Source organism: Ignavibacteria bacterium (genome assembly GCA_013177855.1).
In the GTDB taxonomy this organism is placed as follows: Bacteria; Bacteroidota; Ignavibacteria; order Ch128b; family Ch128b; genus Ch128b.
Window position 1 is genome coordinate 266094 of the sequence record JABLYA010000002.1, and the last position, 25962, is coordinate 292055.

The 25962-nt window shown below is 31.7% G+C and carries 31 protein-coding genes and 1 tRNA gene; 3 read left to right on the plus strand and 29 right to left on the minus strand.

Features of this window, described 5'->3' with window-relative positions; genetic code table 11:
* Genes HPY57_12280 through HPY57_12295 form a run of 4 tightly spaced genes read right to left on the minus strand, consistent with a single transcriptional unit; the run spans position 1 to position 7568 of the window.
* Positions 1–3624 (minus strand): tetratricopeptide repeat protein, encoded by a 3624-nt coding sequence (locus HPY57_12280; protein NPV12555.1) that lies wholly within the window; start codon positions 3622–3624, stop codon positions 1–3.
* Positions 3621–4919 carry an ABC transporter permease gene (locus HPY57_12285; GenBank protein NPV12556.1) on the minus strand — a complete coding sequence of 433 codons (1299 nt, stop codon included), beginning with the start codon at positions 4917–4919 and terminating at the stop codon, positions 3621–3623. Before HPY57_12285 ends, HPY57_12280 begins: the two co-directional genes overlap by 4 nt.
* 4 nt (positions 4920–4923) lie before the next feature.
* Positions 4924–5913 carry an ABC transporter permease gene (locus HPY57_12290; GenBank protein ID NPV12557.1) on the minus strand — a complete coding sequence of 330 codons (990 nt, stop codon included), beginning with the start codon at positions 5911–5913 and terminating at the stop codon, positions 4924–4926.
* Complete coding sequence (locus HPY57_12295) at positions 5910–7568, minus strand: hypothetical protein (protein NPV12558.1); 1659 nt, start codon at positions 7566–7568, stop codon at positions 5910–5912. The genes HPY57_12290 and HPY57_12295 overlap by 4 nt, the downstream gene beginning before the upstream one ends.
* Before the next feature lie 103 nt (positions 7569–7671).
* On the opposite strand from HPY57_12295, the gene HPY57_12300 reads away from it, so the two are divergent.
* Both HPY57_12300 and HPY57_12305 read left to right on the plus strand, forming a co-directional pair.
* Positions 7672–8451 (plus strand): ABC transporter ATP-binding protein, encoded by a 780-nt coding sequence (locus tag HPY57_12300; GenBank protein ID NPV12559.1) that lies wholly within the window; start codon positions 7672–7674, stop codon positions 8449–8451.
* Entirely contained in the window at positions 8448–9218 is a 771-nt protein-coding gene (locus HPY57_12305) for an ATP-binding cassette domain-containing protein (protein ID NPV12560.1), read from the plus strand. Before HPY57_12300 ends, HPY57_12305 begins: the two co-directional genes overlap by 4 nt.
* Before the next feature lie 104 nt (positions 9219–9322).
* On the opposite strand, the gene HPY57_12310 is transcribed toward HPY57_12305, so the two are convergent.
* From HPY57_12310 to HPY57_12370, 13 genes are all read right to left on the minus strand, one after another.
* A tRNA-Met gene (locus HPY57_12310) sits at positions 9323–9398 on the minus strand.
* Between the two features lie 62 nt (positions 9399–9460).
* Positions 9461–9961 carry a hypothetical protein gene (locus tag HPY57_12315; GenBank protein ID NPV12561.1) on the minus strand — a complete coding sequence of 167 codons (501 nt, stop codon included), beginning with the start codon at positions 9959–9961 and terminating at the stop codon, positions 9461–9463.
* Between the two features lie 177 nt (positions 9962–10138).
* Positions 10139–10369 carry a DUF1858 domain-containing protein gene (locus HPY57_12320; GenBank protein ID NPV12562.1) on the minus strand — a complete coding sequence of 77 codons (231 nt, stop codon included), beginning with the start codon at positions 10367–10369 and terminating at the stop codon, positions 10139–10141.
* Positions 10362–10574: a hypothetical protein gene (locus tag HPY57_12325; protein ID NPV12563.1), complete on the minus strand. Its 213-nt coding sequence runs from the start codon at positions 10572–10574 to the stop codon at positions 10362–10364. Before HPY57_12325 ends, HPY57_12320 begins: the two co-directional genes overlap by 8 nt.
* Before the next feature lie 11 nt (positions 10575–10585).
* Entirely contained in the window at positions 10586–11242 is a 657-nt protein-coding gene (locus HPY57_12330; GenBank protein NPV12564.1) for a glutaredoxin, read from the minus strand.
* A 15-nt stretch (positions 11243–11257) separates the two neighbouring features.
* On the minus strand, positions 11258–11452 hold the full coding sequence (locus HPY57_12335; GenBank protein NPV12565.1) for a DUF2892 domain-containing protein: 195 nt from the start codon (positions 11450–11452) through the stop codon (positions 11258–11260).
* A gap of 21 nt (positions 11453–11473) precedes the next feature.
* Positions 11474–11647, minus strand: coding sequence for a hypothetical protein (locus HPY57_12340; GenBank protein ID NPV12566.1), 174 nt, complete (start codon positions 11645–11647; stop codon positions 11474–11476).
* Entirely contained in the window at positions 11644–12024 is a 381-nt protein-coding gene (locus HPY57_12345) for a DUF302 domain-containing protein (GenBank protein NPV12567.1), read from the minus strand. The genes HPY57_12340 and HPY57_12345 overlap by 4 nt, the downstream gene beginning before the upstream one ends.
* Positions 12025–12032: 8 nt before the next feature.
* Positions 12033–12431 (minus strand): thioredoxin family protein, encoded by a 399-nt coding sequence (locus HPY57_12350; protein NPV12568.1) that lies wholly within the window; start codon positions 12429–12431, stop codon positions 12033–12035.
* 70 nt (positions 12432–12501) lie between these two features.
* Complete coding sequence (locus HPY57_12355; GenBank protein NPV12569.1) at positions 12502–12765, minus strand: hypothetical protein; 264 nt, start codon at positions 12763–12765, stop codon at positions 12502–12504.
* Positions 12737–13309, minus strand: a complete 573-nt coding sequence (locus tag HPY57_12360; protein NPV12570.1) for a sigma-70 family RNA polymerase sigma factor — start codon at positions 13307–13309, stop codon at positions 12737–12739. The genes HPY57_12355 and HPY57_12360 overlap by 29 nt, the downstream gene beginning before the upstream one ends.
* Before the next feature lie 87 nt (positions 13310–13396).
* A complete protein-coding gene (locus tag HPY57_12365) occupies positions 13397–13948 on the minus strand; it encodes a UbiX family flavin prenyltransferase (GenBank protein NPV12571.1) in 552 nt (183 codons plus the stop codon).
* 2 nt (positions 13949–13950) lie between these two features.
* Positions 13951–14787: a 4-hydroxybenzoate octaprenyltransferase gene (locus tag HPY57_12370; GenBank protein ID NPV12572.1), complete on the minus strand. Its 837-nt coding sequence runs from the start codon at positions 14785–14787 to the stop codon at positions 13951–13953.
* A gap of 138 nt (positions 14788–14925) precedes the next feature.
* Here HPY57_12370 and rpsT point away from each other — a divergent pair, with 138 nt between their 5' ends.
* Positions 14926–15183: a 30S ribosomal protein S20 gene (gene rpsT / locus HPY57_12375; GenBank protein ID NPV12573.1), complete on the plus strand. Its 258-nt coding sequence runs from the start codon at positions 14926–14928 to the stop codon at positions 15181–15183.
* 301 nt (positions 15184–15484) lie between these two features.
* Here rpsT and HPY57_12380 read toward each other — a convergent pair whose 3' ends face one another.
* The 12 genes from HPY57_12380 to HPY57_12435 form a co-directional block, all read right to left on the minus strand.
* The gene (locus HPY57_12380; protein NPV12574.1) at positions 15485–16057 is read right to left on the minus strand and encodes a hypothetical protein; all 573 of its coding nucleotides are present in this window, start codon (positions 16055–16057) and stop codon (positions 15485–15487) included.
* Positions 16054–17076, minus strand: a complete 1023-nt coding sequence (locus HPY57_12385) for a PorV/PorQ family protein (protein NPV12575.1) — start codon at positions 17074–17076, stop codon at positions 16054–16056. The genes HPY57_12380 and HPY57_12385 overlap by 4 nt, the downstream gene beginning before the upstream one ends.
* 135 nt (positions 17077–17211) lie before the next feature.
* A complete protein-coding gene (gene rseP / locus HPY57_12390; GenBank protein ID NPV12576.1) occupies positions 17212–18582 on the minus strand; it encodes an RIP metalloprotease RseP in 1371 nt (456 codons plus the stop codon).
* Positions 18569–19735 (minus strand): 1-deoxy-D-xylulose-5-phosphate reductoisomerase, encoded by a 1167-nt coding sequence (locus HPY57_12395; GenBank protein NPV12577.1) that lies wholly within the window; start codon positions 19733–19735, stop codon positions 18569–18571. Before HPY57_12395 ends, rseP begins: the two co-directional genes overlap by 14 nt.
* A gap of 95 nt (positions 19736–19830) precedes the next feature.
* Positions 19831–20430: a hypothetical protein gene (locus HPY57_12400; GenBank protein NPV12578.1), complete on the minus strand. Its 600-nt coding sequence runs from the start codon at positions 20428–20430 to the stop codon at positions 19831–19833.
* Positions 20431–20433: 3 nt separating this feature from the next.
* Positions 20434–21045 carry a sigma-70 family RNA polymerase sigma factor gene (locus tag HPY57_12405; GenBank protein ID NPV12579.1) on the minus strand — a complete coding sequence of 204 codons (612 nt, stop codon included), beginning with the start codon at positions 21043–21045 and terminating at the stop codon, positions 20434–20436.
* A gap of 29 nt (positions 21046–21074) precedes the next feature.
* Entirely contained in the window at positions 21075–22145 is a 1071-nt protein-coding gene (holA, locus tag HPY57_12410; GenBank protein ID NPV12580.1) for a DNA polymerase III subunit delta, read from the minus strand.
* Positions 22138–22248 carry a MetS family NSS transporter small subunit gene (locus HPY57_12415; GenBank protein ID NPV12581.1) on the minus strand — a complete coding sequence of 37 codons (111 nt, stop codon included), beginning with the start codon at positions 22246–22248 and terminating at the stop codon, positions 22138–22140. The genes holA and HPY57_12415 overlap by 8 nt, the downstream gene beginning before the upstream one ends.
* A gap of 4 nt (positions 22249–22252) precedes the next feature.
* Positions 22253–23710 carry a sodium-dependent transporter gene (locus tag HPY57_12420; GenBank protein ID NPV12582.1) on the minus strand — a complete coding sequence of 486 codons (1458 nt, stop codon included), beginning with the start codon at positions 23708–23710 and terminating at the stop codon, positions 22253–22255.
* A gap of 5 nt (positions 23711–23715) precedes the next feature.
* Positions 23716–24306 (minus strand): peptidylprolyl isomerase, encoded by a 591-nt coding sequence (locus HPY57_12425; GenBank protein ID NPV12583.1) that lies wholly within the window; start codon positions 24304–24306, stop codon positions 23716–23718.
* A 14-nt stretch (positions 24307–24320) separates the two neighbouring features.
* Positions 24321–25145 carry an undecaprenyl-diphosphate phosphatase gene (locus HPY57_12430; GenBank protein NPV12584.1) on the minus strand — a complete coding sequence of 275 codons (825 nt, stop codon included), beginning with the start codon at positions 25143–25145 and terminating at the stop codon, positions 24321–24323.
* On the minus strand, positions 25145–25795 hold the full coding sequence (locus HPY57_12435; GenBank protein ID NPV12585.1) for a hypothetical protein: 651 nt from the start codon (positions 25793–25795) through the stop codon (positions 25145–25147). The genes HPY57_12430 and HPY57_12435 overlap by 1 nt, the downstream gene beginning before the upstream one ends.
* Between the last annotated feature and the right edge of the window lie 167 nt (positions 25796–25962).

The window sequence follows — 25962 nt, forward strand, 5'->3', positions numbered from 1 at the left end:
TCAGAAGTTATTAATTACTTTCTCGATTTTTTTAAGTGTTCTTTTCCTTAATGGATGTGCAAAATAAGAAATTTTGAAATTGTTATCTGAAATCTTAGACCCAAGATAGTCAATAACGAGCTTAGCTTTTTTAAAATACTCAAGCCCCTTATTAACAGCCCCTTTGATTAAATATTCTTCACCAATTGCGACCAGAATTTGGTATGTTACTTCTCCAATATATGCATTCTCAATGTGTTTCATTGCTTGTGTATAATAAAAGAGAGATGATTCAGGTAAGTTCGAACCAGGTCTTTTTGATGCGTCTCCAAGGATCAAGTTTGCTTCTGCGATTAGTAAATTGTTTTTGTTAAAATAATCATTCAATTGGAGTTCATTATAAAATGTTAAGATATTGGAAAAATTACCCGTATAAATGTTTAATCGCATTAGATCTAAAGTGCTTTTGCAGTAAAAATATTTTCCATCAAGTTCATTAAAAAGTTCTCTTGCTAAATTGAGTTTTATCTCTGAATCGGAATAGTTTTTTTCTTCGAGACTTAATAAGCCTTCAAGATAAAGGTAATTCTGTAATTGAGTAGCTTGCATTTTATGATTTTCGATAATTTTAATTAAATCTGAAGAAACCTCTCTTAGTTTTTCCTTTTGATTAAACATATAATAAATCAGTCCTAGCAAAAACAAACCCTGACATTGCCCTTCTACATCTACCAGCTTTATCGAAAGTTGAATTGATTTATTCACATAATCCAGCGCCAGTTCATAATCACTCATCAAAAAAGATGTCTCTGCTAAATTATAAAGCGATAGTGCTTCACCAAATTGATCATTAATTTTTTCAAAAATTACCTGTGCGTCTTTATAATATTTAATTGCTTCTTCAAGATTTATGTTTTCAAAAAAAGAAATCCCGATATTATTTAATATTAATGCTTTTTTTGAAAGATCACCTATGGATTCATTTAGCTCCAGAGCTTGTTTCCAATATCTTAATGCTTCTTCTTGTTTGTTCTGTAGATTAAAAACATTTCCAAGATTCATCAAAATTTGTGATGACTTAATTTTATTATTTTGGGCTTCGTAAATCTCGAGGGCTTCTTTAAAGTACGACACTGCATCGGAATAAAATCCAGCTTTTGAATTTGCTATGCCAAGATTATTGTAAACAGCTGCTCTGGTTGCAGGAGATAAAATTTCTGAATAATCGTTGAGAAGATTTTTGCATTTACTCATCGCAAGAGTATAGTTACCCTGACTCAGTTCAAGATTAATTTCCTGCAATTCAACATCTACCTTTTGTTGGTCTGTTCGGGCATAGCGATATGCGTTATCGAAATTATCGTATGCATCTTCAATATTACCTGTTTTATATTTTAATATGGCGAGCATTAAATAAATTTCGAAGAGTTTATTTTCATCTTTTATAGTTTTATTTAGAATTTCATTTAGAACATCTTCTGCCTTTTTAAACTCAGCCTGATTAAAGTAACATTTCGCAAGATTAAATCTAATCTGAATTAGTTCATCAGTTCTATTCTCCAGTTCAATACATTTTAATAAATATTTTTCCATTGATGAAAAAGAAAAATATTTTTCAGCTTCTGAAGCTGCTCTCAAATAATACTCTAAAGCTTTTTCTTTAAAATTTGCTCGCTCATAAAATTCAGCTGTAATGAAAGATGGATAGTTTTCTTTCTCAAAAAACCGAGCCAACGATAAATTAAGGTCCTGATCGTATTTCGTTTTCGAAACTATAAACCTTTTTATTCCCCCAGATGGGAAAAACACTAATTCATCTCTGCCAGAAATTTCAATCCATCCGAATGAACTTAAAAATTCACTCTCTTTTTTGAGCTGATTAAATTCTATATCTAAGATCTTCGAAAGATCTTTTAAATTAATTGGGAAATTAATTAATGATAATAAGTCCAGCATCCTTTTCTGGATCAATGTGAGATTCTGAATTTTTAATTCGTAAGATTTCTGAGAAAGTTGTTCAATGTCTATTTGTTGAAGTTTTTCATAATTAAGTTTAAAACCTGTCGAATTGAAAATAATTATTTTCTCAAAGAACAGATTACTTAACAACTCATTCATTTCATTAATTGATCTGGAAGTATATTCGATAAGCAAATCAGTTACATCTTCATACGGAAAATTGAACTTAAAATAAGCCCTCAGCATTTTAATAATATCATCCCTAGAAAGCGGTGAAAGAATAATTTCTTCGCGGTTTTTAATTTTTTCAATCTCTTGATATCGAATAAAAGCTGTATCAACCGCAACAACAAACTTTACACCTAAATCTTCTAAAGATGGGAAAATGTAATAGAAAAATTCTTTTGTACTTTGATCAAGATTTTGAAAATCATCGATTATAACGAAGAACTTTAGTTTTCTTGCTAGATCAATAAGTATTTCTGCAAGAAAATTTCTTCTATTTTCAACATACTCGGCCTGGCTAATCGAAGCGCTGTATAAATCTCTAACACGCTTAATTTCCAGTTTTAAATTGTCTTCATTCTCAAACTTTTTAAGACGAATAATTTTTTCAATTTGATTGAGCAAAACATCAAGTATGTTATAAGTTGAGCTTTGCTCTTTTGAGACATTCAGAAAAAAATAAATGTTTCTCTGATTTTCCAGATGATCAATAAATTTTTTCAACAAGTATGATTTACCCATTCCCTCTTCTGATATGATAATAATGGTAGATAGATTATTGTTTTCTCGCTTCGAAAATTCTTTTAATTTTTTTAATTCTTCTTCTCGTGCGAAATGAACTCGAGGAATGTACCAGATATTTTCTATTTTCCTGAAATTTTCAGGAATCAAATCAAGTATTTGAAGCGAATTTTGAAATCTATCATCAGGATTTTTTTCTAAAAGTTTTAGAACAATTTGTCTCAAAAAATCGGGATAAATATCGGGCAAACCTTGAGGTTTCTCCTCAAGATGCTTTTTCAAGAGCTCAATTTCGTTTTCAGAATAGAATGGCGGCTCTCCTTTTAAAACATGATAAAGCGTTGCCCCAAGTGAATACAAATCTGTTCTATGATCAACTTCTTTACCACTTATTAATTCTGGAGAAATATAAAGAGGTGTTCCTTTTACATAAGAAGATTTTAATGCACTAAATCCAAAATCAATCAGTTTTATATTCAAATTGTTTTTATCGTTACCTTCAATTAATATGTTTTCAGGACGCAGATCATAGTGAATAATATTTAATTGATGAATATAGTAGAGAGTTAAAGAAATTTGATTTAATGCTCTCAAAAAATCCTCGAGATGCTCACCTTGAACCGGAGATGAAAAAAAATCTAAAAAGTTTTTACCATCAACATACTCAGAAATGTAAAAATAAGAGTCGAGATAACTTGTATCATCACAATCTGTAATTACTCCAAACTCATAAGCCTTAACGATGTTTGGATGATTTAAGCTGTACAGAAGATTGAATTCGCTTCTTAAAGATTCGATTTCATCGAGATTTAATTTTTCTGATGGAATTATTTTTATTGCATAAAACTTTCCCGGCAGAAGTAAATCTTCAGCAAGAAAAACCTGACTTCTGCCGCTTCCGAGAAATTTTAATATTTTATATCTCGAGTTTATGATCATTTTAAATCAGACTTTTTAAGTCCTTCTCCAATCAGATTAAATGTTAATACAATTATAATTAATGCAAATCCCGATGAAAAAGAAATCCAGCTTGCTGAGGAAAAATAATCATAACCCGTTTTGATAATTCCTCCGAGAGTTGGCGTAGGAGGCTGGACACCAAGTCCGAGAAAACTCAATGCCGATTCTGCAATAACCACATTACTGAATTGAAAAATTAATGTAATCAAAATAGGAGCAAAAGTATTTGGAAGAATATGGTTCAAGACAATTTTAAATTTTTTTTGACCAACTAGAAGCAAAGTCTGAACAAATTCTTTTTTCATACAGGCTAAGGTTTCATTCCTTGCAAGGCGAGCTATAAACATCCAACCCGAAAAACCGAATACAAGTATCAGCAAAAGGATTGAATTGCCCAGGAACGCAATTAAAAAAATCACAAAGAAAAGAATTGGAAATGAAAGAAAGAAATCAACTGCTCGCATTAACAGATTGTCTATAAAACCCCCAAAAACACCAGCTGAATAGCCAATTAAACTTCCGAGCAAAAATGATACAAACACAGATAAGACGCCAATAAAAAAAGAAATGCGTATTCCATAAATTATCCTGCTTAATAAATCTCTGCCAAATTCATCTGTGCCGAGTAAAAATACTTTTGAATAAATATTTGGTTTTCCATTCTCATTTTCGATTTCATCTATTGAAAATTTATCAATCAACATGTTTTTGATTAAATGAACTGATGAACCTTCAATTTTCATTTGTTCGAAATAAATTTTATTCTCTTCATTAAAACTTTCAAACAAAATTTTTTCGATTTTTTCTAATTCGCTTAATCTACTTTCTTTTGATTTTAATTTCACATACTTTACACTCTCTAATGGTTTGAGAAATTTAGTTAATTGAATGTCTTTATGAAAAGAAGGATTATCAGGGCTGATTATTGGTGCTGTTAATGTTATAACTATGAGAATGTAAGCTAAATCAATTCCTATCAAAAATTCTGTATTAACTTTTCTCAGGGAGTGAGTTAATTTTTCAAACAGCTTTAATTTCAAGAGCTTGAAATAATTCAATACAAATAAAATCGTTAATATTATGAATACTAACGAAAACAGGAGGCCAGATATAAAGTCTAATTCTTGAATTTGCCCGAAGCTTAAATCAAGTGACGAAATTTTGAAATACAAAAACTTTAAACCCAGAAAAATCTTATCAATGCTTAATACCAAAAGCCCTGAAGTGAAAATTAAAACTGCGAAAAGATTGATATTAATCTTTTTTTCAGTCATAATTCTAATGAGATATTATATCGAAAGAAAATCTTGGATTAAAGCGGGCAATTAATATATCAGCAAGCAGATTACCAATTATTACCATTAAACCAGAAATCATTACACAAGTAATAATGACAGGATAATCTCGAGTGAAAATTGAACCGACCATCAACTTCCCCATTCCAGGAAGAGAAAAGACTGTTTCGGTGATTAATGTTTTACTCAGCAATGAACCTATTTCCATTCCGAGAATTGTGATGTATGAGATTAATGCATTTGGAAGTATATGTTTTTTCCTGATAACATCTTCGGGAATTCCATTTGCTCGTAATGCGATTATAAAACCTTCGTTGCTTACATTTATCAAACTTTCTCTTAAATATCGAATTGAAAAAGAGACTGATGTAATAGTCAATGTAAGTACAGGTAAAGTTAAATGATGTATTAAGTCAAGAAGTTTTTGCGGGAAATTCATTTCATAATAATTATAAGAAAACATTTGAGATGAAGGGAAAATTTTTAAAACGATTGAGCCGAAATAAATAAGAACAATTGCAACAAGAAAAGATGGCGCGCTGTAAATTACCAAAGCAAGTTTATCAATTATCAAATCTATTTTCTTGCCGGAATTTTTGAGTAGAAATAGTCCAAGAGGAATTGTAATAAATATTTGAAGTACAAAAGCAGTTAGAGAAATTGATAAGGTCACAAGGATCGATTCAGCGAGCAAGTCTAGAACAGGTTTTTTATAAATAATTGAATATCCAAAATCACCTTTAAGCACATTTTTAATCCAGTTAAGAAATTGAAGAGAGATAGGTTTATCGAAACCAAACTCGTTTTTAATTTGTTCAGAGAGTTCACTGCCAAGTTTTGGAGAATAATATTGTTGAAAAGGATCACCTGGTAAAATATGCATTAAAAAGAACACAACACAAACAAGGATTAAAATCATAACAATTGAAGATAAAAATCTTGTCAATATGAACTTTGATAATCTCTTTCTCATTTCTCGATGTACCATTCCCAGATTCTATTTGTGAAAGCAATTGGGTTGAATTTGGTATTCTTCAATCTTTGATTATAAGCTATGATATTATCAATCCAGTATAGAAATGTAACTGGTTGGTCCTGTTGCAAAATTTCCTGAAATGTGAGTATTAGTTTCCTTTTTTCTTCAAATGAATTTGTTTTACGCAATTCAGAAAAAATCTGATCAATGTCAGGGTTTTGATAACTACAGACATTAAAAATATTTTTATTCAAATCAGAACCCCAGAAAGGTTCAAGGTCAAGGTCAAGTGGAATTGTCCATCCAGCAATCCAGGCATCAAGCTTCTTCTCAAACATATTTGAAAAGAATAAAGAAGTTTCAAGTATTTCAATTTCAACATCAATTCCAATTTTTTGTAAATCTTTCTTAATAATAGTTGCGGCAAATTCACGATGAGGCTTACCGGACGCAATTGTTAGTTTAAATTTAAATGGTACTCCATCTTTGTCTAGAATTTTATCTCTATCTGTATCTCTCCAACCATTCTTATAAAGAATTTTTTTTGCTTCTTCAGGATTGTATTGAATTGTTTTTAGTGAAGGATTCACAAACGCTGTAAAAATAGGAGATATTGGAGATTCAGCTAAGTGCGCAAATTCACCGAAATAACCATTCAAAATTTCTCTTCTATTAATTGCCATAGTTAAAGCAAGTCGAACTTCCCTATTACCAAATAATGGATGCGGTTTGATAACCTTACCATTAGATTTCCTATAAATCTGATGATCAATATTATTCCAACCTATGTAATCATAATCTCTGCCGCTGATCTTTTCTACTTTTATTTGTGGAAATTCTCTTTTCAAAATCTCAGCATCGGAAGGATGAACATCGGTAACTAAATCAACTTCACCATTTTTTAATTGATTGATCCTTGATGTATAATCAGTGATTACTTTAAATATTAATTTTTTTATAAGTGGAATTTTATCAAAATAATCCGGCTCATTCTTTACAAGAACAATCTGTTGTTGTCTTTGATAGTTTTCAACTTTATAAGGACCAATTCCGACTGGTTTAAAATTTACTTCGTGATTAAAAATGTCTTTTAATGGAATTTTCTTGAAAATATGCTCTGGCAGAATGGGGAGACCCGTCACAAATAAAGGATCTTCAACCTTTGATGAAAAATTGAATGTAATAGTTGAATCATTTAAGACCACAAATGATTTTTTATAGTCAACCATTCCACTTTTATCATGAATAAAAAATCTCTCAATATCCTGCCTTACGCTCATTACATCAGGATGGGTATAAAGGTAATATGTGTATTGAACATCTTTAGCAGTGAACTTTTCACCATCAGACCATTTCAAATTAGTTTTCAGTGTATAAGTGATGCTTTTTTTGTCGTTGGATATTTCCCAGCTTGCAGCAAGATTGGGATAGTAAACTAATTTGCCTGAATCAGAAATAAATTCAGAATAAGTTAATGAGGAGAAAATTAAATCATTGATCAAACCAGAAACTATATCATTCGAATAAAGTGGATTAAAAAAATCTACATCGTTTTTAATTGCAATAAAAAGCTCGGATTGGGAAACCTTCGCTTGAGAGAATTCAGCTTTTTCCCTGCAAGAAAAAAAATTAAAAGAGATGAATAATATCAAAAGGAAGGAAATTAAGTTTTTTTCATCGATTATTCCTAACCGTCATTGATGATTTTTTTTATCAATTTAATATATTGACTTCAAGTTTGAAATAAGAAAAAGAATGTCTGAAGAGAATAACATTATTCATATTGCAAAATTAAAAGTTTCTGTAATAAAAGAAGGCAGGGTCATTTTAAACGGAATAGACTTTAAATGTAATCAATCAGAAATTCTAATAATCTTAGGTAAAAATGGTACAGGGAAAACCACACTGGCTTTGAGTCTAACTCGATTGTTAAATCCCAATACTTTTTCAATAGAAGGAAAGATTTTCTTTAAAGATCAAAATCTACTTGAAGTTGATGAGAAAAGTCTATTAAAAATTAGACGACAAAACATAGGCTACATTCTACAAAATCCATTCTCAGCTTTTAATCCTGTTTATCGTATTAAAAATCAACTCGAAGAAATAAGCAAATTGAAAAACATCCCATTTGAAAATTTTATCCAGTTGATGAATGAATTAGATTTAGTTAATTACAATCAAATACTTAATAAATATCCTTTCGAATTAAGCGGGGGAATGCTGCAGCGTCTTTCAGCAATTCGAGTTCTTGCTTCAAATCCTGAACTAATAATCGCAGATGAACCAACCTCAGCACTAGATAAACCAATCTCAAATCAACTCATTAGTTTATTAACTGATTATGTAAAAACCAGAAAGGCGGCTTTAATTTTTATAACTCAAGATTTTTCAATTGCCGAAAGATTTGCAAATAAAGTTTTATTCTTAACAAAAGGAAAACTAATTCCATTTTCAATGAAAGACGAATTCACAGAAAACACAAATAATTTCGAGATTGATTTACTCTTGAATTCATACAAGCAATTAAAATTATGAATAATCAAATAATCTTACGACTTAAAGACATCTCCTTTGAAGTAAAAGTTGGAAACTCAATTCAAAAAATATTAAATAATGTAAATCTTGAGATATATAAATCAGAAATTTTTGGATTGACTGGAGAATCCGGCTCTGGAAAAACTACGATTGGAAAAATTATTTCGGGACTTGAAAAACCAACTGCGGGTAAAAAGTATTTCTACGAAAAAGAGTTCATTGGAATAGAACCTGAACACAAAATTCAATTCTTATTTCAAAACTATACAGCCACTCATGATCCATTACAAAAAATTGATAAAGCCTTTAATGAAATTCTAAAACTTAAGAAAGAACCATCGGAAATATGGTTTCATTCTAAAAAAGAAATTTTAAATCTTGTCGGCTTAAGCGATGAAGTCCTTGTTCTTTATCCTTCTCAATTAAGCGGCGGGCAACTTCAAAGACTAGCTCTGGCAAAACTTTTAATTCTTAAACCAGATCTTCTGATTTTAGATGAACCTTTTGCCTCGCAGGATGTAGCTTCAATTTTGAATCTTCTTAAACTCTTTCAGGAGATAAATCAAAGATATGGAACTACATTTCTTATCATTTCACATGAACTTCCTTATCTTTTAAAAATTGCAAATAGAATAGGTTTTATTAAAGATGGAGAGATAATTGAGATAATAAATATCGACCGACTTGATGGTAAAAGGAAAATTCCTAAACCGTCTTCAAAATATGCAGAATTTCTTTTTCAATCTTTCGGCATAAAAACATTTTAAATTCTTCTGTTAGCAGGAGTAAAAAAGTTATTATTTGCGAAGAGTTAAATTAGATCAAATGAAAATTTAAAATTAAAAAGCCGAACTTTCGTTCGGCTTTAACTTGGTAGCGGGGGCAGGATTCGAACCTGCGACCTCCGGGTTATGAGCCCGACGAGCTACCAGCTGCTCTACCCCGCGGTGTTTTCAATTGCAAATTTACAAAATTTGAAAATGCTCTCAAAATTTTGTCTTTATCAACTCTATCGTTTCTTAATAATCTTTTTCGGTGTCAATCCAAAATTATAATCTTTATCGTAAACTTCTATTGTTCCATCAGATCTTTTCTTCAAAACCTGTTTTGGTGTAAGACCATAATTGTATTCTTTATCATATATCAAAATTTCATTATTCGATTGTTCTTTAACCGAAATCTTTGGAATTATACCATAGTTGTAATCTTTATCATAAATTTTGTAACCAGTCGAGAAATCTTTTTCAATTTTTTGCTTTGGAATTAAACCGTAAAAATAATCTTTATCGTACACTTGATAACTGTCATCATAATTTTTCTTGATTTGCTTTTTAGGTATCAGTCCGTAGTTATAATCTCGGTCGTAAACTTTAAAATCACCATTTAGGTCTTTTTCAATTCTTTCTTTTGGTAACAGCCCAAAGTTATAATCTTTTGAATAGATATCCCATTTATTCTGAGAGAAAGCTATTGATATCGAAAAGATTAATAAAAGAATTAAGGGTTTCATCTTCCCGCCATTTATTTTGTTTAAAGTTAGTATAAAACCTGTTTCTATTCAACAGACGATTTCAAAGGCAGGGAGATTTTACAAATATTATCTCAGAAACAAAGAAATATAAATTAATTTTGTTTGAATCGAATGATTATCTTTCGAAATAAGATTAAACAAGATATCAGTGTATTATCACTTAAAACTTCTATATAATTTATTTAGATCTTCAACAAATTTTTCGATATCAGCATCTGAATAACCTTTTTCCTTTGATGCTGATTCAAGAGTTCCCCAGATTGGTTCACCGCAAACAAGGCAACGAATTCCTTTATCCATTAAATATTTCACCGCTTCGGGTTTTAACACAACCAATTCTTCAATTGTAATTTCTTTAGTAATTGTTTTGGTCGATGTCTCACTCATTTTCTTTCTCCACTTTTTTCTCCGCAGTCGGGAAACCAGCTATTGCTCCAATTAACATCCCATATAAACTTGAAGTATACCATTTTGAAGTAATCGGGCAACTTCCATTATAGCAACCAATGAAATAATAGTAAAGATAACCGCCAATAAATCCAATCAAAGAAAATAAAACAAGTTTAAAATATTTTTTTCGAGTAATTGACATCATCAATTCTTTCACGAAATAACTCCAATGCTTTCATATATTTTATCAAGCAGCATATCTTCAGGGACTGCTCCTTCAATGAAATCATTCTCGTTAATTATCGTTCTTGGAACTCCCATTACATTATATTTTCTTGCAAGATGTGGGAATTCAGTTGCTTCAACCATATCCGATTTAATTTTTGGATTCAAATAAGCGAACTTATGGGCAGCAATAACAGCACGAGGACAATATGGACAAGTTGGAGTTACATAAACTTGAAGATGAACATCTTTATCAATTGCCTTTACTTTTTCAATTACATCCGCGCTTAAATCAACTTCGCCTGTCCCGACCATTTTAATATCCTCAAGCAAGGATGCAAATTCATAACCTGAAGGAATACCATAATATCTGATACCAAAATCTTTATCACCCTCACCTTCAAGAATTACTATGGCTGGAATTTTATCAATACCATATAATTCAGCCTTATCTTTATCAATCACAAAATTGTAAACTTCGAGTTTGAGTTTGTCTGAAGTTTGAACGAGTTCTTCAAGCAAAGTTCTTGTTTCACGGCAGTACATACATTCAATTTCCTGCGTAAACATTACAATCTTTACGTCCTTTTTCAAAACCGACAACTGTTTTGAAATTTCTTTTTGCAATTTTTCATCAATAAACATAAACATCACCTCTTCTTATTTTTCATCTTTTGAAGTATTAATCTTAAATGGTAAATAAGCAGGGCAAAATCTAAAATAAGCTGTTAATAAAGGAATAAATCCTAAAAATCCCCACCAGTTTTTTGATGGATCAATTACTGCAAAAATTAGAAGAACAACACCTAAAATTGCTCTTAAAATCTGATCTGTTTTGCCAACATTCTTTTTCATTTTTAATTCTCCTTTAATTTGTTACAGATTTTTGTTACTTGTAATTAAATAACCGAGTAAAGCAAAATATAAAGTTGATATTTTGGGATTACATAAAATAGGACAAACACCCATAGTATGTTTACTGAAAAACTTTCCGATAAAATATCCAGATATTCCGCCAATCAAAACACCTGCCACTTGAAGCATTGTCATTGACTTACCTCGATAATTATTTCTTTAATGATTCTTTCGACTTGCTTCGCCACATCACTAATTTGGTTCATCCCAAGTTTTTCAATCATCTCTACAGGATCTGGTGCTGAAATGTAATTTCTCCCGTCTTTTTCATAAACAAGAATTTTGCAAGGCAAAATTGAACCGAAATTTTTATCCTGACTTAAAACAAGATGAGCAAATTTTGGATTGCAAAGCTCAACAATAGAATAGTTTTCAATTTGAAAACCTTTTTCATTCAATATGTCACTTACACGATGTATGTGCTGGACACGAAAACTGTGTTTTTCAGCGAGACTTTCAATCTCTTTTAAGATTTGATCAAACGGCTTATTTACTTGAACTGTGAAATTCATTTTTCCCATTAAATGGATTGATATTCTTTTAATAATTTTTCTTCATCTTGAAAGCCGATTAAAAATTCTTTCACAAGATTTCCTTTCATAAGAGCAATACTTGGAGTTCCCATAATTCCAAAGACTCTTGCAAGTTGTAAATCCTTCGATATGTCCACACTTAAAACATTATAATTAAATCTTTTCAGTTTTTCAATTATTGGTGATTGATAACGACAAGCAGAGCAATTTGGTGAATAAAAATAAATCAACAACTTGTCTTTATCGAAATAGTTTCGCAATTCTGGTCTAATCTTACCCAGATCAATTGTTTGACCAGAAATCTTCTTGCTTCTAAAAATCAAATAATATTGAAAAGCAAAGAAGAGAGTTAAAAATCCAAAAATTAAAATTATTACATAAACCATAGTCACACAATAAGATGAGATAAAATTATGAAAGTTTCAAGGAAGGTTTGATGGATGGATCGAGTGTCTTTTATTTATCGTCCTTATCCTGCAATCCCAAAAAAGCTAAAAGTCTCTCGTGAGCACCTTCGGGCAAATCCGTTTTATATTCACGGAATAGTTTTACAGTTTTTTCGAGTTGATCATAAAAATTGCTGCAATTCTCACATTCCTTGAGATGTTCCTGAATTGCAACACAAAGTGGTGAATCTGGTAATTCACCGAGATGCTCACAGACCTGATTGATAACTTCCTTGCAGGTCAATTTATTGTTCGAAGTAAGGTTTAAGTTCATTTCTTAAAAATAACCTTGCTCTGTGTAATCTTGATTTTACTGCTGGAATACTAATTCCAAGTGTTTCAGCTGTTTCTTGAGTTGAAAGTCCTTCCACATCTCTTAACATAAAAACAATTCGATAATCTGGTGGAAGTTTTTCAATGGCTTCATCCATTATTTTTTTTAATTCATCATTAAGTAATTTGTCTTCTGGTAAATCTGACCAATGTTTAACTTCTGGCTCTTCAAAATCAAACTCTTCTTCATCAATAGAATGAAATTTATCTTTATGAACTTCAGAACGAGCCATCATTAAACAATGATTTACCACAATGCGATAAAGCCAGGTTGAGAACTTCGACTTACCGTCAAACTGATGCAGGGATTTTATAACACTCATAAATGTTTCCTGCATCGTGTTTTCGGCTTTTTCACGATTACGACAAATTTTAAATGCAAAACTAAAAATGGTCTTTTCGTATTTAGTAACCAGCTCAGCTAAAGCTTTTTTATCTCCTGCTTTGGCTCGTTCAATGAGTTCTAATTCTTTTTGTTCAATCATTGGATGAATTATTAATTAAAAAGTTTCTAATCGGAATGCAATTTAATGAAAATCTGAAGTTGATTTCAGGAGTAATTGAAAGGCTTTTCATTCAAACTCTTCAGCTCTCCATCCGCCGGTTCGTCTAAGCCCAAGAACCTGTTGAAGTTTGTTAACGAATGCATTGATGTATTCATCAACTGTTTTCGGTACAAAATACATTGGTGGAGATATAGGCATAACAATTACACCTTCACGGGAAAGAAAAGAAAGCTGTTCAAGTGTGTTTGTAGCAAGCGGCGTTTCTCTCACACACAAGATCATTTTATATCTTTCTTTCAGGCAAACTTGAGCTGTGCGAGTAATCAAAGTATCTCCAATTCCAGATGCAATCTTTCCTATTGTGGATGTGGATGCAGGAATTACAACAAAAGCATCAAAGTAATTTGAACCAGACGCTGGCGGTGCGGTTAAATCAGAATCTTTAAAAATATTTTTAACATAAGGCCGAAGTGTATTTTCACTCTCCCCCGTTTCATCTTGAAGAACAACCTTACCCCATTTACTAACAACTAAAAATTTATCAGCTTCTGTTTTTTTTAGAAATTCAACTGCAAAAATTGATCCCGATGAACCAGTAATTCCTACTACTATTTTCAATTTTAGACTCCTCGAACTATTACCATTAAAAACACTACAAAACTGACAACAGCATTTAGTTTGAAAAACGCCAGCTCTACATCTTTTTCAGCAAATTTATGTTCGAAGTAATAAAGTACCGCAACGCCAATTAAAAACAGAAACGATAAAATATTTCTTGTCTGCGAAATAAAAAGTAAGAAAAGAAAGACATAAGAAATTATATGTAAAACAACAGAATAAAAAAGAGCTCTCTTCTTACCAAATTTCACTGGAAATGATTTCAAATTATTCGCTCGATCAAATTCTTCATCAAGCGTTGAGTAAATTATATCGAAACTGGTTGCCCAAAATAAAGTGAATAAACTCAATAAAGCGCCTGGAGTTATATTTTCAAATGAGTTTTTGACTGCAAACCAACCACCGAGTGGTCCCATTGATAAACCTAATCCAACACCGAAATGAGCGAAGTAAGTAAATCTCTTCATATAAGGATAAAAAATAAAGACTACAATTGGAATTGGAGAAAGATAAAAACAAAATTCTGATATCAAATAAGCTGTCCCAAAATAACCAGCAAGGGAGATGAACAAAATTAGGTATGCTTTAGGATAAGAAATCTTTCCACTTGGAATTTCACGAGCTTTTGTTCGGGGATTTCTTCGGTCAATTTCTGCATCAATTATTCGGTTTGCTGTCATTGCAGAGATTCTGGCAAATATTGCAGCGAACAAAACAAGCAAAAGCAATCTTACAGGCGGAAAAGTATCAGAGGCTAAAAAAACACCAGCATAGATGAGTGGAAGCGAGAAAAGAGTATGTTCAACTTTAATGAAGTTAAGGTATTTTTTGATATCCATAATTTCACAAATTTTAATGCAATTTAGTTTAATTATAAAGTTTGTTCAATGATAGTTTTAAGCATCGATTTGTTTCAATATCATTAAATTTGAAACAACTTAATTTTTACTTAAATTTGTGAAAAATAAGGAGATTTGATGGCTACACATAAATCGGCTATTAAAAGACATAGACAGAGCCTGAAAAGACGAGCGATGAATCGTGCAAGAAAGAGCGAGCTAAAAACCTGGATAAAGAAAGTAAGAACTGCTCAAGATAAAGAAACTGCACGAGCTGCCTATAACAAAGTCGTTTCGCTGCTAGATAAATTAGCAACTAAAGGCATTATCCATAAAAACAAAGCTTCCAATCAAAAGTCAAAATTGGCTTTGTTTATTAATAAACTCGAAAAGTAAATAAAAGATTATATTTTCTTTTTTGAGCTTTTTGGTACACGCCAAAAAGCTTTTTTATTTTAAATTAAGCCTTAACCTCTGTATTCCTGAAAATAATAATACCATACTAAATTTAATCTCAACCAATCCAAAATCTTGTAACCATTTCAATTGAATTCACCGCTCTATGAATTTTAAAGTTCATTTTTTAGATGATATGTTTTTAATTCACAATCATTATAAAAACGATTTTCACGAATTATTTTAGAAGGGATTGATTTGATCGGCGAATAATTTAATTTCACTAAAAAATAGATATTAACTAAAATTTTTTAAGACTTGAAATGACACTCTCCTGAACGGAGTAAAGTTCTATTAACGAAATTTTACCAGATCCTTTCCCGGTTGTGTAAGCTATGCTTTCAAAATAATCATCATCTGCCTGGGTGATAACGACTCTTGCAATTTGATGATCACCAAAGCCATATTCAAAAGATGCATAGATTAAATTTCCATTCTTGAAAAGCTTTGGAGTCAGATTTAGTCTGAAGGATTTCTCATTTTTTCTTTTATGTAGAGTCAATGAGGTACGAGCAAGAGAAATTAATTGCTCGTTTTGAGCTTTTACAATTTGCTTTGATAGTGAATTAATTTTTTTGACTACAATAACCGATGTGTAGTTTTCATTGACAAGCCATATTTCATTTGCATTGTAGTTATTATCTTTCGTTGGAAACCAATTTGGAGGTACCAAAACAAAAAAATCTCTGTCTCGCGATTCTGCCCTCTCATTAGTGAGTTTGAATATCCGATATTCTGATTCACTTATTCTTAATGATGGGAGACATCCCGAGACAGAGATTACAACTACAATTATTGCAAATAATTTCTTCAATCGTTCAATCTTTGATATTTGGGCTCTTGCAGAGTTAACATCAATGAAATTCTGTGGGTATTTCCAAGTTCCCCCTGACGATCAAACTTAACAAACGAATAATCAATATTTAATTTTGGAAGCACAATTCCCGCACCTAAAGTCAATTGCTTGACATCATTGTAACCAAATCTAACTGAAATAAGATTATCATAAGTATATTCAAGTCCAGAATGGAAATCAAAACTAACTGGACCAACATTAAGCATAGAAGCAAATCTTCTATTTTCAAATCTTATATCAGCATCGAAAGCGGGGGTAAGAGTGCCTTTCAAAACATTTAACTGATAAGCGGCTCCAATTTTCAAAGTTGGTGAAATTAATTGAGTTGTTCCGTTATCCCAGGCGACAATAGTTGTTGTAATGTCTTGTAAATTTGCACCGAGATACAAATCATCAAAAGGTGAGTAAATTGCACCAATATCGAAACCAATTCCCCAGGCACCAAACTCAGCAATGTCTCTCTTAATAACTTTTAAGTTAGCTCCGTAAGAAATTTTATCATTATATTTTTTTGCAAATGAAAAAAGAAATGCCCAATCAGCGTAATTAAACTCTGTAATCTTTGAATAGTCCAGGATCTCATTATCATCAAGATTAAGATTTCCATTAAGATCAACTAAAGCATTTCTAGTATCCGGAATTCCATCAACTCCAAGTCTAATTACACTAAAAGCGAGCGTCATATCTGATTTATACGGAAGAGCTACTGCACCATAATTATAGTTTACCAAACCTGCAAATCTTTCATCGTGCATTATCATCGCTTGAGGATAATCGAGGCGTGTTAAACCAGCAGGATTCCAATAACCAGCCGATACATCATTAGCAATAGCAGTGAATGCGCTTCCCATTCCAAGAGCTCGCCCGCCAACTCCAATTGCTAAAAATTCTCCAGAGTATTTGCCAACCGACATACCCTGGGAAAAGGCAGAAGAAGAAATGACAAATAAAACGAGAGTGAAGATTAGCTTTTTCATTTTTTCACCTTCCTTTAGTTTATTGAACATAGTAGCAATTTGGGTATGTCGATTGTCCTCTCTTTGTTAATTACAATATTTTAATCAGAAATTAAAAAATCAAGTAAGTTTTCGATAAAATAATTTGAAGTCAAATCACTTGTTAAAATTCATAATATCAGAATAAATCACAAAAGCCATAAATAAAAGCAAAATTATAAACCCAATATTTTGAATTATAATTTTAACTTTAGGAGAAATTTCTCGCCTTAGTATTCCTTCAAGAAGAACAATTATAATGTGACCACCATCGAGAACTGGAAACGGAAGAATATTTATAATTGCAAGACTAAGACTTAGAAGGGCAATAAAATTAATAAAGCTCAATAAATTAATGTCCGCAGTTTGTGCTGCCATCTGAGCAATTTTAATTGGTCCACCAAATGCATTTGAAAACTCAACTCTTCCAGTGATGACTTTAGCAATGATTGAGAAAAAGAGCATGATATTTTCACCGATGTTTTCAAAAGCTTTTAGACCTGCCTGCAAAAAGTCATAATGTTCAAATTCTATTGGGGCATAAATAATTATTCCGCTAAGGATGCCAATTTTTCCATCTTTAGTTGGGGTGACTTGTACTTTTAGGGTATCATTACCTCTTTTAATAACCATCTCGAGAGGTTTTTCAGGCGATGAACTGATAATATCAATTAACTGCCTGGATGAGATTATTTCTTGATTATTTACATAAAGAATTGTGTCGTTTTTTTTCAAGCCAGCTGCTTCGGCTCGAGAATTTGCAATTACATCAGCAACAAACACTTTTGTTTCTCTTGGCAAAAATGATAATCCTGTTTTTTTATCAATTTGAAGAAGTTTGCTTTCAATTTGAAGATCTATAACCTTTCCATTTCTTTCTACTTTTACATTAATTTCTTCACCAATCTTTTTTACAAAGATGAAATTCAAAATTTCATCCCAATATTTAACTGGTTTATCATCAATGAAAAGAATTTTATCACCCGTTTGAAATCCAGCAAGCTCAAGTGCACTTTTGTGCGGAACATATCCGATTGTAGTTGTTAGAAGGTGCTGCGAAGGTTTTACAAAATTAATTCCCCAAAATATCATCAAAGCAAGCAATACATTCATTAAAACACCTGCTGATAGAACGAAAAGTTTCTTGCCTGTTGACTTAGATCTAAATTCCCAGGGTTTTGGTTCATGTTGAAGGAAATCTTTATCCAAACTTTCGTCAATCATTCCAGCGACTTTAACATAACCGCCAAGTGGAAGAATACATACTCGATAATCAGTATCGCCTTCAAGATCAACATCTTTGGGAAGAGAGCCAAAACTAAAACCCAATTTTTTATTATAACCAAATAATCTTTGACCAAAACCAATTGCAAAAGCATCAACACGCATTCCTGAAAGTTTTGCTGCAATGAAGTGGCCAAACTCATGGACAAAAACAAGAATAGCGATTGTGATAACGAAATAAAGAAGAGAATTAAGAAATTCCATAATTCACCTTGGTTGATTTTTGATAATAAGACCGCACCTTTGCATCAAATTCAAAAATTTCATTAAGATCGAGTTCTTTTGTAGAACCAAACTTATCAAGTGCATCTTCAATAATTTCAGGGATCTGTGTGAATTTAATTTCATTATTTAAAAACTTCTGAACAGCTACTTCATTAGCAGCATTTAAAATAACGGGATAACTTCCACCTAATTCCAGACTTTTATAAGCAAGAGCCAGACATTTAAATTTTTCAAAATCAGGTTCAAGAAAAGTCAATTGAGAATATTTCATAAAATCCATTGATGAATAACTTATGGGAAATCTCTCGGGATAACTCAAAGCATACTGAATTGGAAGTTTCATATCAGGAATACCCATCTGTGCTTTAATTGAGCCGTCAATAAATTCGACCATTGAATGAATAATTGATTGAGGATGAATGATAACTTTTATTTTATCTTTCGGCAGTCCAAATAACCAGTGAGCTTCTATCACTTCAAGACCTTTGTTCATCATCGTAGCTGAATCGATTGTGATCTTATTTCCCATTTTCCAGTTCGGATGATTAAGTGCCTCTTCAATTGTAATATTTTCAAAATCATCAAAATCTCGATTAAGGAAAGGTCCGCCAGATGCGGTGAGTATTATCCTTTTTATTTGTTCTTTTTTCTCTCCAATAAGACATTGAAGAATTGCCGAATGTTCAGAGTCAATCGGAATAATAATCGAACCAAATTCTTGAGCAAGTCTGGTTATGATGTGTCCTGCTACAACAAGAGTTTCTTTATTCGCTAATGCGATTTTTTTGCCCGACTTTGCAGCTTCTATTGTTGATTCCAGCCCAGCAAAACCAACCATTGCAGCAATAACTATATCAATGTCTTCTTCAACAATAATCTTTATAAGATCTGATCGTGAATAAACCTTGAATGGCAAATTAGATTCTTTTAATTGATTGTAAGCATTATCATCGGTAACAATGATCCCTTGGGGATTGAATTTTTTAGCCTGCTCAATTAATAAATCAATTCGAGTATTAGTTGATAGATATTTAACCGCAAACTTGTCTGAATTCTTTTCAATTACTTCAAGAGCAGAAGTCCCAATTGAACCTGTCGAGCCAAGTATAATTATGTTTTGCTTAGATTTCATTAAATAACTTCAATTTTCAACTCAATATATCAATTTTCCTTAAAAAATAAGGAGCAGAAACTTACATCTAAGAAAAAATTCGTATATATCTTTCTCTACTTTCTCCTCGAATTAATCATTCTAATTGAATCTTTATTGTGATTGAAGTTATTCAATCTTTCCATTTCATTTTTGAAGATAACTTCAGGAGGCGGAATGCGAATAGTGATTGGTTCATCTGGGAATGGAAAATTTACAAATGCTGGTGAGTTTGGATTTTCATTTTCAGAGGAGTAATCCCTCTCATCGAGATTGATTCCTGGTCCAAGATTTAAATTTATTTTATCCCGTTTGACGACATAATCTCGTTTTTTTGGAACCGAAATTTTCTGAGGTTCAGTTTTTGTGATTTGTTTAGTCTCCTGAATTACAGGAATTGCTTTTTCAATTGAAGACTCAACAGAGTTAATCTTAATTTGATTATTGCTTACCGTATTAACAATAAGAACAGCAACTAAAATAATTGTCAAAGCAGGCACATAAATCGGATTATAGTAAGTAATTATGAACCTCCTGAAAATTGATTCTCCCGAAGTTTTACTGTTTTCGTATTTATGAATTCGTTCCAGAAGTTTTTGTTCAAAACCTTCGGGGGCACATTGTTTTGGTAAATTTTTTAAATCTGTAAGCAATTTTTCGATATTATTTGTTCCCATAGCTTATTCATAATATATGTCTTTTAATAGTTCTTGTAAGCGGGCTCTCCCGCGATTAATCCGTGATTTTACTGTTCCAATTTTTAATCCAGTAATTTCAGCAATTTCTTCATAAGAAAGTTCTTGAATATCTCGTAAGATTATTAACTCACGATAAATCGGTTTAACTTTTAGCAAAGCTTTCTGTATTATTTCACTTTTTATATTGCTGTCGGTTTGAAGATCGGGACGATATCTTTCATCTGGCAGTTCATATTCACTAATTTCTTCACCTTCTTCTTTCGAATTTCCACTGTGAATTGAAAAGATTGCGCGTCTGTTCCTCCGACGAAGTTCTGTTTTTGCCAGATTTGCTGCTATTGTATAAATCCATGTAGAGAATTTAGCTACGGTTGTATAGTAGTCTTTATTCCGATAAAGTCTGAAAAATGTCTCCTGCAAAATATCTTCAGCTAGATCTTTAGAGCCGACAAATTTAAAAATAAAGTTCATTAATGGGTCCTTATATCTTCTGACTAATTCATTATAAATATCAATAGAATTAGTCTTCTGAAATTCGAGAATTAATTCTTCGTCAGTTTTTTCGGCTAATTGTTTTTTGTCAAGTTTATCCATTAAACTTAGATATGTATTAGTGGTTCCTGTCAAAGCTTATTTATTGCCAGTCCAATCTCTGAAATCATTGCTGTGTAAAGAACATCATCTTTAATGTTCATTGATTTTAATTCTATATCTTTTCTTAGCAAAATATCAAAAATTTTTTCAAGTTCTTCAAACTTATACCGTTTGGATGCAGCTTCATAATCCTTTAGAAAAAATGGATGACAGCCAATAATAGCTGCCACTTTCTCGTCTACTTTGTATTGATTCTTGATTTCATTAAATGTCAAAAGGCTGAAGAAGTATTTTTGAAGCATACTTATGATATAAACGAGCGGTTGATTGTTTTGAATTAAATTCAATCCAATTCTCAAAGCCTGACTTAAATCTTTATCCCGAAATGCATTTTGTAAATCAAAGATTGAATATTTTCTAATTGGAATTAAAAATTTCTTAATGGCTTCGATATCAACTTTTTTTAATCCTTCAATTGAAATGAATAAACGATTTAATTCTGATTCTAAATCATAAAGGTTATTTCCAACTGTCAGGTAAATATATTTAATGGTTTCATTGTCAATTTGAATTTTCTTTTCCCGGAATTTCTGCTCAATAAATTCGAATATCTCTTTTTCATAAACTCGTCGAGCATGAAAGAATGGAATTAGCTTGGAAGAGTCTTTATAAAATTTCAATCTCATATCAATTTTATCGTAATGAGTTAAATAAAGATAAGTCGCTGGATTTGGATTTTTGAGATATTCGAGTAATTGTTTTGTTGGACCAGCTGATTTTGAGGATTTTGTATTCAATTCTATTCCGTCATCATCAGATGAGGGACTGGATTTAATGTAGCTTCCAAAATTTTTTACCAGTAGAATTCGACCGGAACTGAACAAAGTATTTTGATTTGCAAGATCAATTAAATCATTCAGCTTGTAATCATTAGCAGAAATATTAGTGAATTCCAACGATTTTTTATTTGCAAATTCTTCAAGTTTTTCGATTGCCTTATCAATGAAAAAAGTCTCTTCCCCGTAAATCAAAGCATTTGAAGGTATATCTTCGTTATTTATTTTATTAAATAATAATTTAATATCCTGCGGATCAGCCATTTTTCATTTTATTATTTCTTAGAGCCTTAAATAAAAGAAATATAAATCCACCCCAAACGATCGTAATCGAAAGAATCATTACAATGATTGATCTATAATCCATAATTTTACTTCACCTTTGCTGCAATTTTTTTATTAGCTAAGAGCAAAATTAAAATTACAATGAGCCATTGAAAAATTGCTGTTCCAGCTGATTCGGGCTTAAAAGGATTATACCATTCCGCTTCCCAATTAAACGAAGCGGTAATCCACCAGAATAGAAGAATAATTGCCTGCAAAGGAATCAAAAATATAATTACAAAATTAAACCAACTTCCAAATTTAATTTCATTATCTGTGTCGTTGAGTATTTGTTCTCTAAATTTATTAACACCAAATTTTATTACAGCAAATGCAATAAAACCTCCGCTCAAAATTAATGCAACGCCCCACACCCAATCTTGATTGATCAAAAATTTTAAATTCAAGCTGGAAGGAAGTCCACAGATAAATGCAAGTGTTAAAACAATTCCAATTGCTTTTTTTCTTTCCATTCCAAAATCAATGAGGGTTTTTGTTGCAAGCTCTACAAGAGAAATTAAAGATGTTAATGCTGCAAAAGTTAGGGCAAGGAAAAATAGAAATGTAAATATATTCTGGACAAAGAAACCACCTGGCATATGCTTAAAAAGATTCGGCAAAGAAATAAAGGTTAATCCAGTATTTGCAGGACCTGAAACAGAAATTTCCTTTAATGCATCTCCAGTAGTCAATGCGAAAACAGTTGCAAAGATTGTCATACCAGCGAGTAAAGAAATTGAATTATTTCCAAAAGCAATGAGTGCGCCATTTATTGTTGTATCTTCTTTTTTTCTTGCATAAGCTGCAGCATAGACCAGAATTAAACCCCACCCAGCTCCTGTATCCCATGCATTTTGCGTTAAAGCCTGTATCCAAACTTTATGATTCAACAGAAGATTTAGATCGGGCTTAAAAAAATATTCAATTCCTCTAATAGCATCAGGAAGAAAAATTGCTCTTAAAAACAAAAGGATAAGAATTAATACAAGTGTAGGAACTAAAACTTTACTAATTTTTTCAATCCCACCTTTAACGCCACGATAAATAACATGACCTGAAATCGAAATTGCAATTAAATGAAACAGAACTGGTTGATAACTTGAGCTAAAATTATTCCAGTATTCTGAATAATCATTAACCATTAAAAGACCATCAGTAAAAATTGCGGTGAGATATTTAATGCACCAGCCTGTCACAACTGAGTAATAAAACATAATAGCAGTCGATACCAACACAACAAAACCTCCCATCCAGGCATATTTTTCACCAGCCAGTTGAACGAATGCGCCAACAGGACCTTTTCGAGTATATTTACCAATTGTAAATTCAAGGATGATTAAAGGTATAGACCAGATTAAAAGAAAAATTATCCATGGGATTAAAAACGAGCCGCCGCCATTTTGTGCAACGATTCTTGAAAAACGCCAGATATTTCCTGTGCCTACAGCTATCCCTAAAACAGAAACAAGTAAAGCCCATCTTGAAGAAAATGTTTCTTCTTTCATAGGAATTACTTTTTAATTTTTCTTCTCTCGATTCTTACTTTCTTCATCACAACATCTTTCACAGGTCTATCACCGGGTTTAATTGTTTCCACTTTACCAATTTTTCTAACTACATCCATACCTTTTATAACTTGACCAAAGATTGAGTGTTTGTTATCTAACCATGGAGTTGGTGCAAGAGTAATAAAGAATTGACTTCCGTTCGTATTGGGACCTGCATTTGCCATCGAAAGGACTCCAGCCTTGTCATGTTTTAAATCTGGATGGAATTCATCTTCAAAAGGATGGCCATAAATGCTTTCTCCGCCTCTTCCAGTTCCTGTTGGATCTCCACCCTGAATTACAAAATTATCAATCACACGATGGAAAATTACTCCGTCATAATATCCTTTTTCTGCAAGTCCGACAAAGTTTGCAACTGTCTTTGGGGCTTTATCTTCAAAAAGTTCACATTCAAATGTTCCCATATTAGTTTCAAAGACTGCAACAAGTTGAGTCTTTGTTTCTTTCTTAACTGCAGATTTTGAGTTTTGAGAAAACGAAATTTGACTTGAAGTAAAAATTATAGCTAAAGTCAGCAGAAATAAGTTCTTCATAATTTGTCCTCCACTTATGGTTGAATGAAATTATTACTAATTAAAACTAATAGTAAAATTCCTAAAATTATTCGATACCAGATGAAAACATAAGTTGAATGTGTTCTCAAATATCTCAATAAAAGTTCAATAGCAAGAATACCACTTAAGAACGAAAACGCTGTTGCAATTACAAGACTCACAATTCCTTGATGTGTTAATTCCGGAAGAATTTTATAAAACTCGTACACTCCACTGAGCAAAACTGCAGGCACGCTTAATAAAAAAGAAAATCTTGCAGCTGTTTCACGATTAAGTCCCGCAAATAATCCGCCAGTAATGGTAACCCCTGATCTTGATGCACCAGGAATTAATGCAAACGCTTGAGCAATTCCAACGATCAATGCTTTAGGTAATGTCAGTTCACTCATATCAAGATTTTTTTTCGAAAATTTCTCAGCCAGAGCCAGAATTATCGCGAAAAATATTAGCGAAAAACTTATTACATAAAGGGATCGAAATTCATTCTCAATTAATTTTTCAAGAGCTAATCCAAAGATTATAATTGGTATAGTTCCGATTATTATGTACCAGCCGAGTTTTGAATCAATATCGGTGATAAATTTTTTTTCAAAAAAATTGGTAATTACTTTCTTATAAATTCTTATTAAATCCTTCAAAAAATAAATTATCACTGCAAGCATAGTTCCAATCTGAATTACAGCGGAAAATGCAGCTCCTGGATCATCCCATCCAAAAAGTGATGGAACGATTCTAAGGTGAGCTGTGCTGCTAATTGGTAAAAATTCAGTTAGTCCCTGAACAATACCAAGTACAATTGCTTTAATTATATCTTCCATTAAAATCTATACCTCATTCCTAATTTTATTCCAAATGAATTAAAAGATAAATTTAGCTGTTCATTATGTTGTTGAGTGATTATAAAATTATCAAACATTAAATCGCTCATAAATGCTTGACGATAGCTCATACCGACTTCTGCCTGTAGTGTGTAGCTTAGTGAAGCATAAAAAGTTGATTTAAGATTAAATGCAAATCCTTTTGTTGTTTCAGTAATTTTTTGAATCGTCATTGGCTGGGTTTCATTTGCCGATCCTAAGATGTAACTAATTCCAAATCCAGCTTGAAAGCCATAGTAACCATAATTCAAATCATACAAAAAGTTTAATTCGGGGATGTAAAAAACATATTCAAACTCGTAAACACCAAGTCCGTAATTATTTGTAAAAGAATTCAAAGTGTAACCGAAAGAGGTCTCAACTGAAACATTTGGCAAAAGCGTAGTTCCAATTAATCCATAAAATTCGATTGCCGAATGCGTTTGATCTCTTCTATTTCTAAAATTCCAATTGTAATGGAGATAATCATTTAGTTTTTCCATCGTCACTATGTTGTAGCCCATTCCTCCGGAAATATAAAATTCCTGACCTTTAACATTTAATAATGGAATCAGTAATGAAATACAGATGAATAAAAATATTTTTCTCATACTCAAAAATTTGAAGTGTAAAGTTATCAATCGTAAGTGATTTAATCAAAAAGATCGTGTGAGAATTAAAGTATGATGTAAAAAAAATCTAAGAATTTGTAGTGATAGAATTAATTTAATTCGGCTAAAACTTCCTGATTTGAAACTAAATGAGATAACTCAGGTTT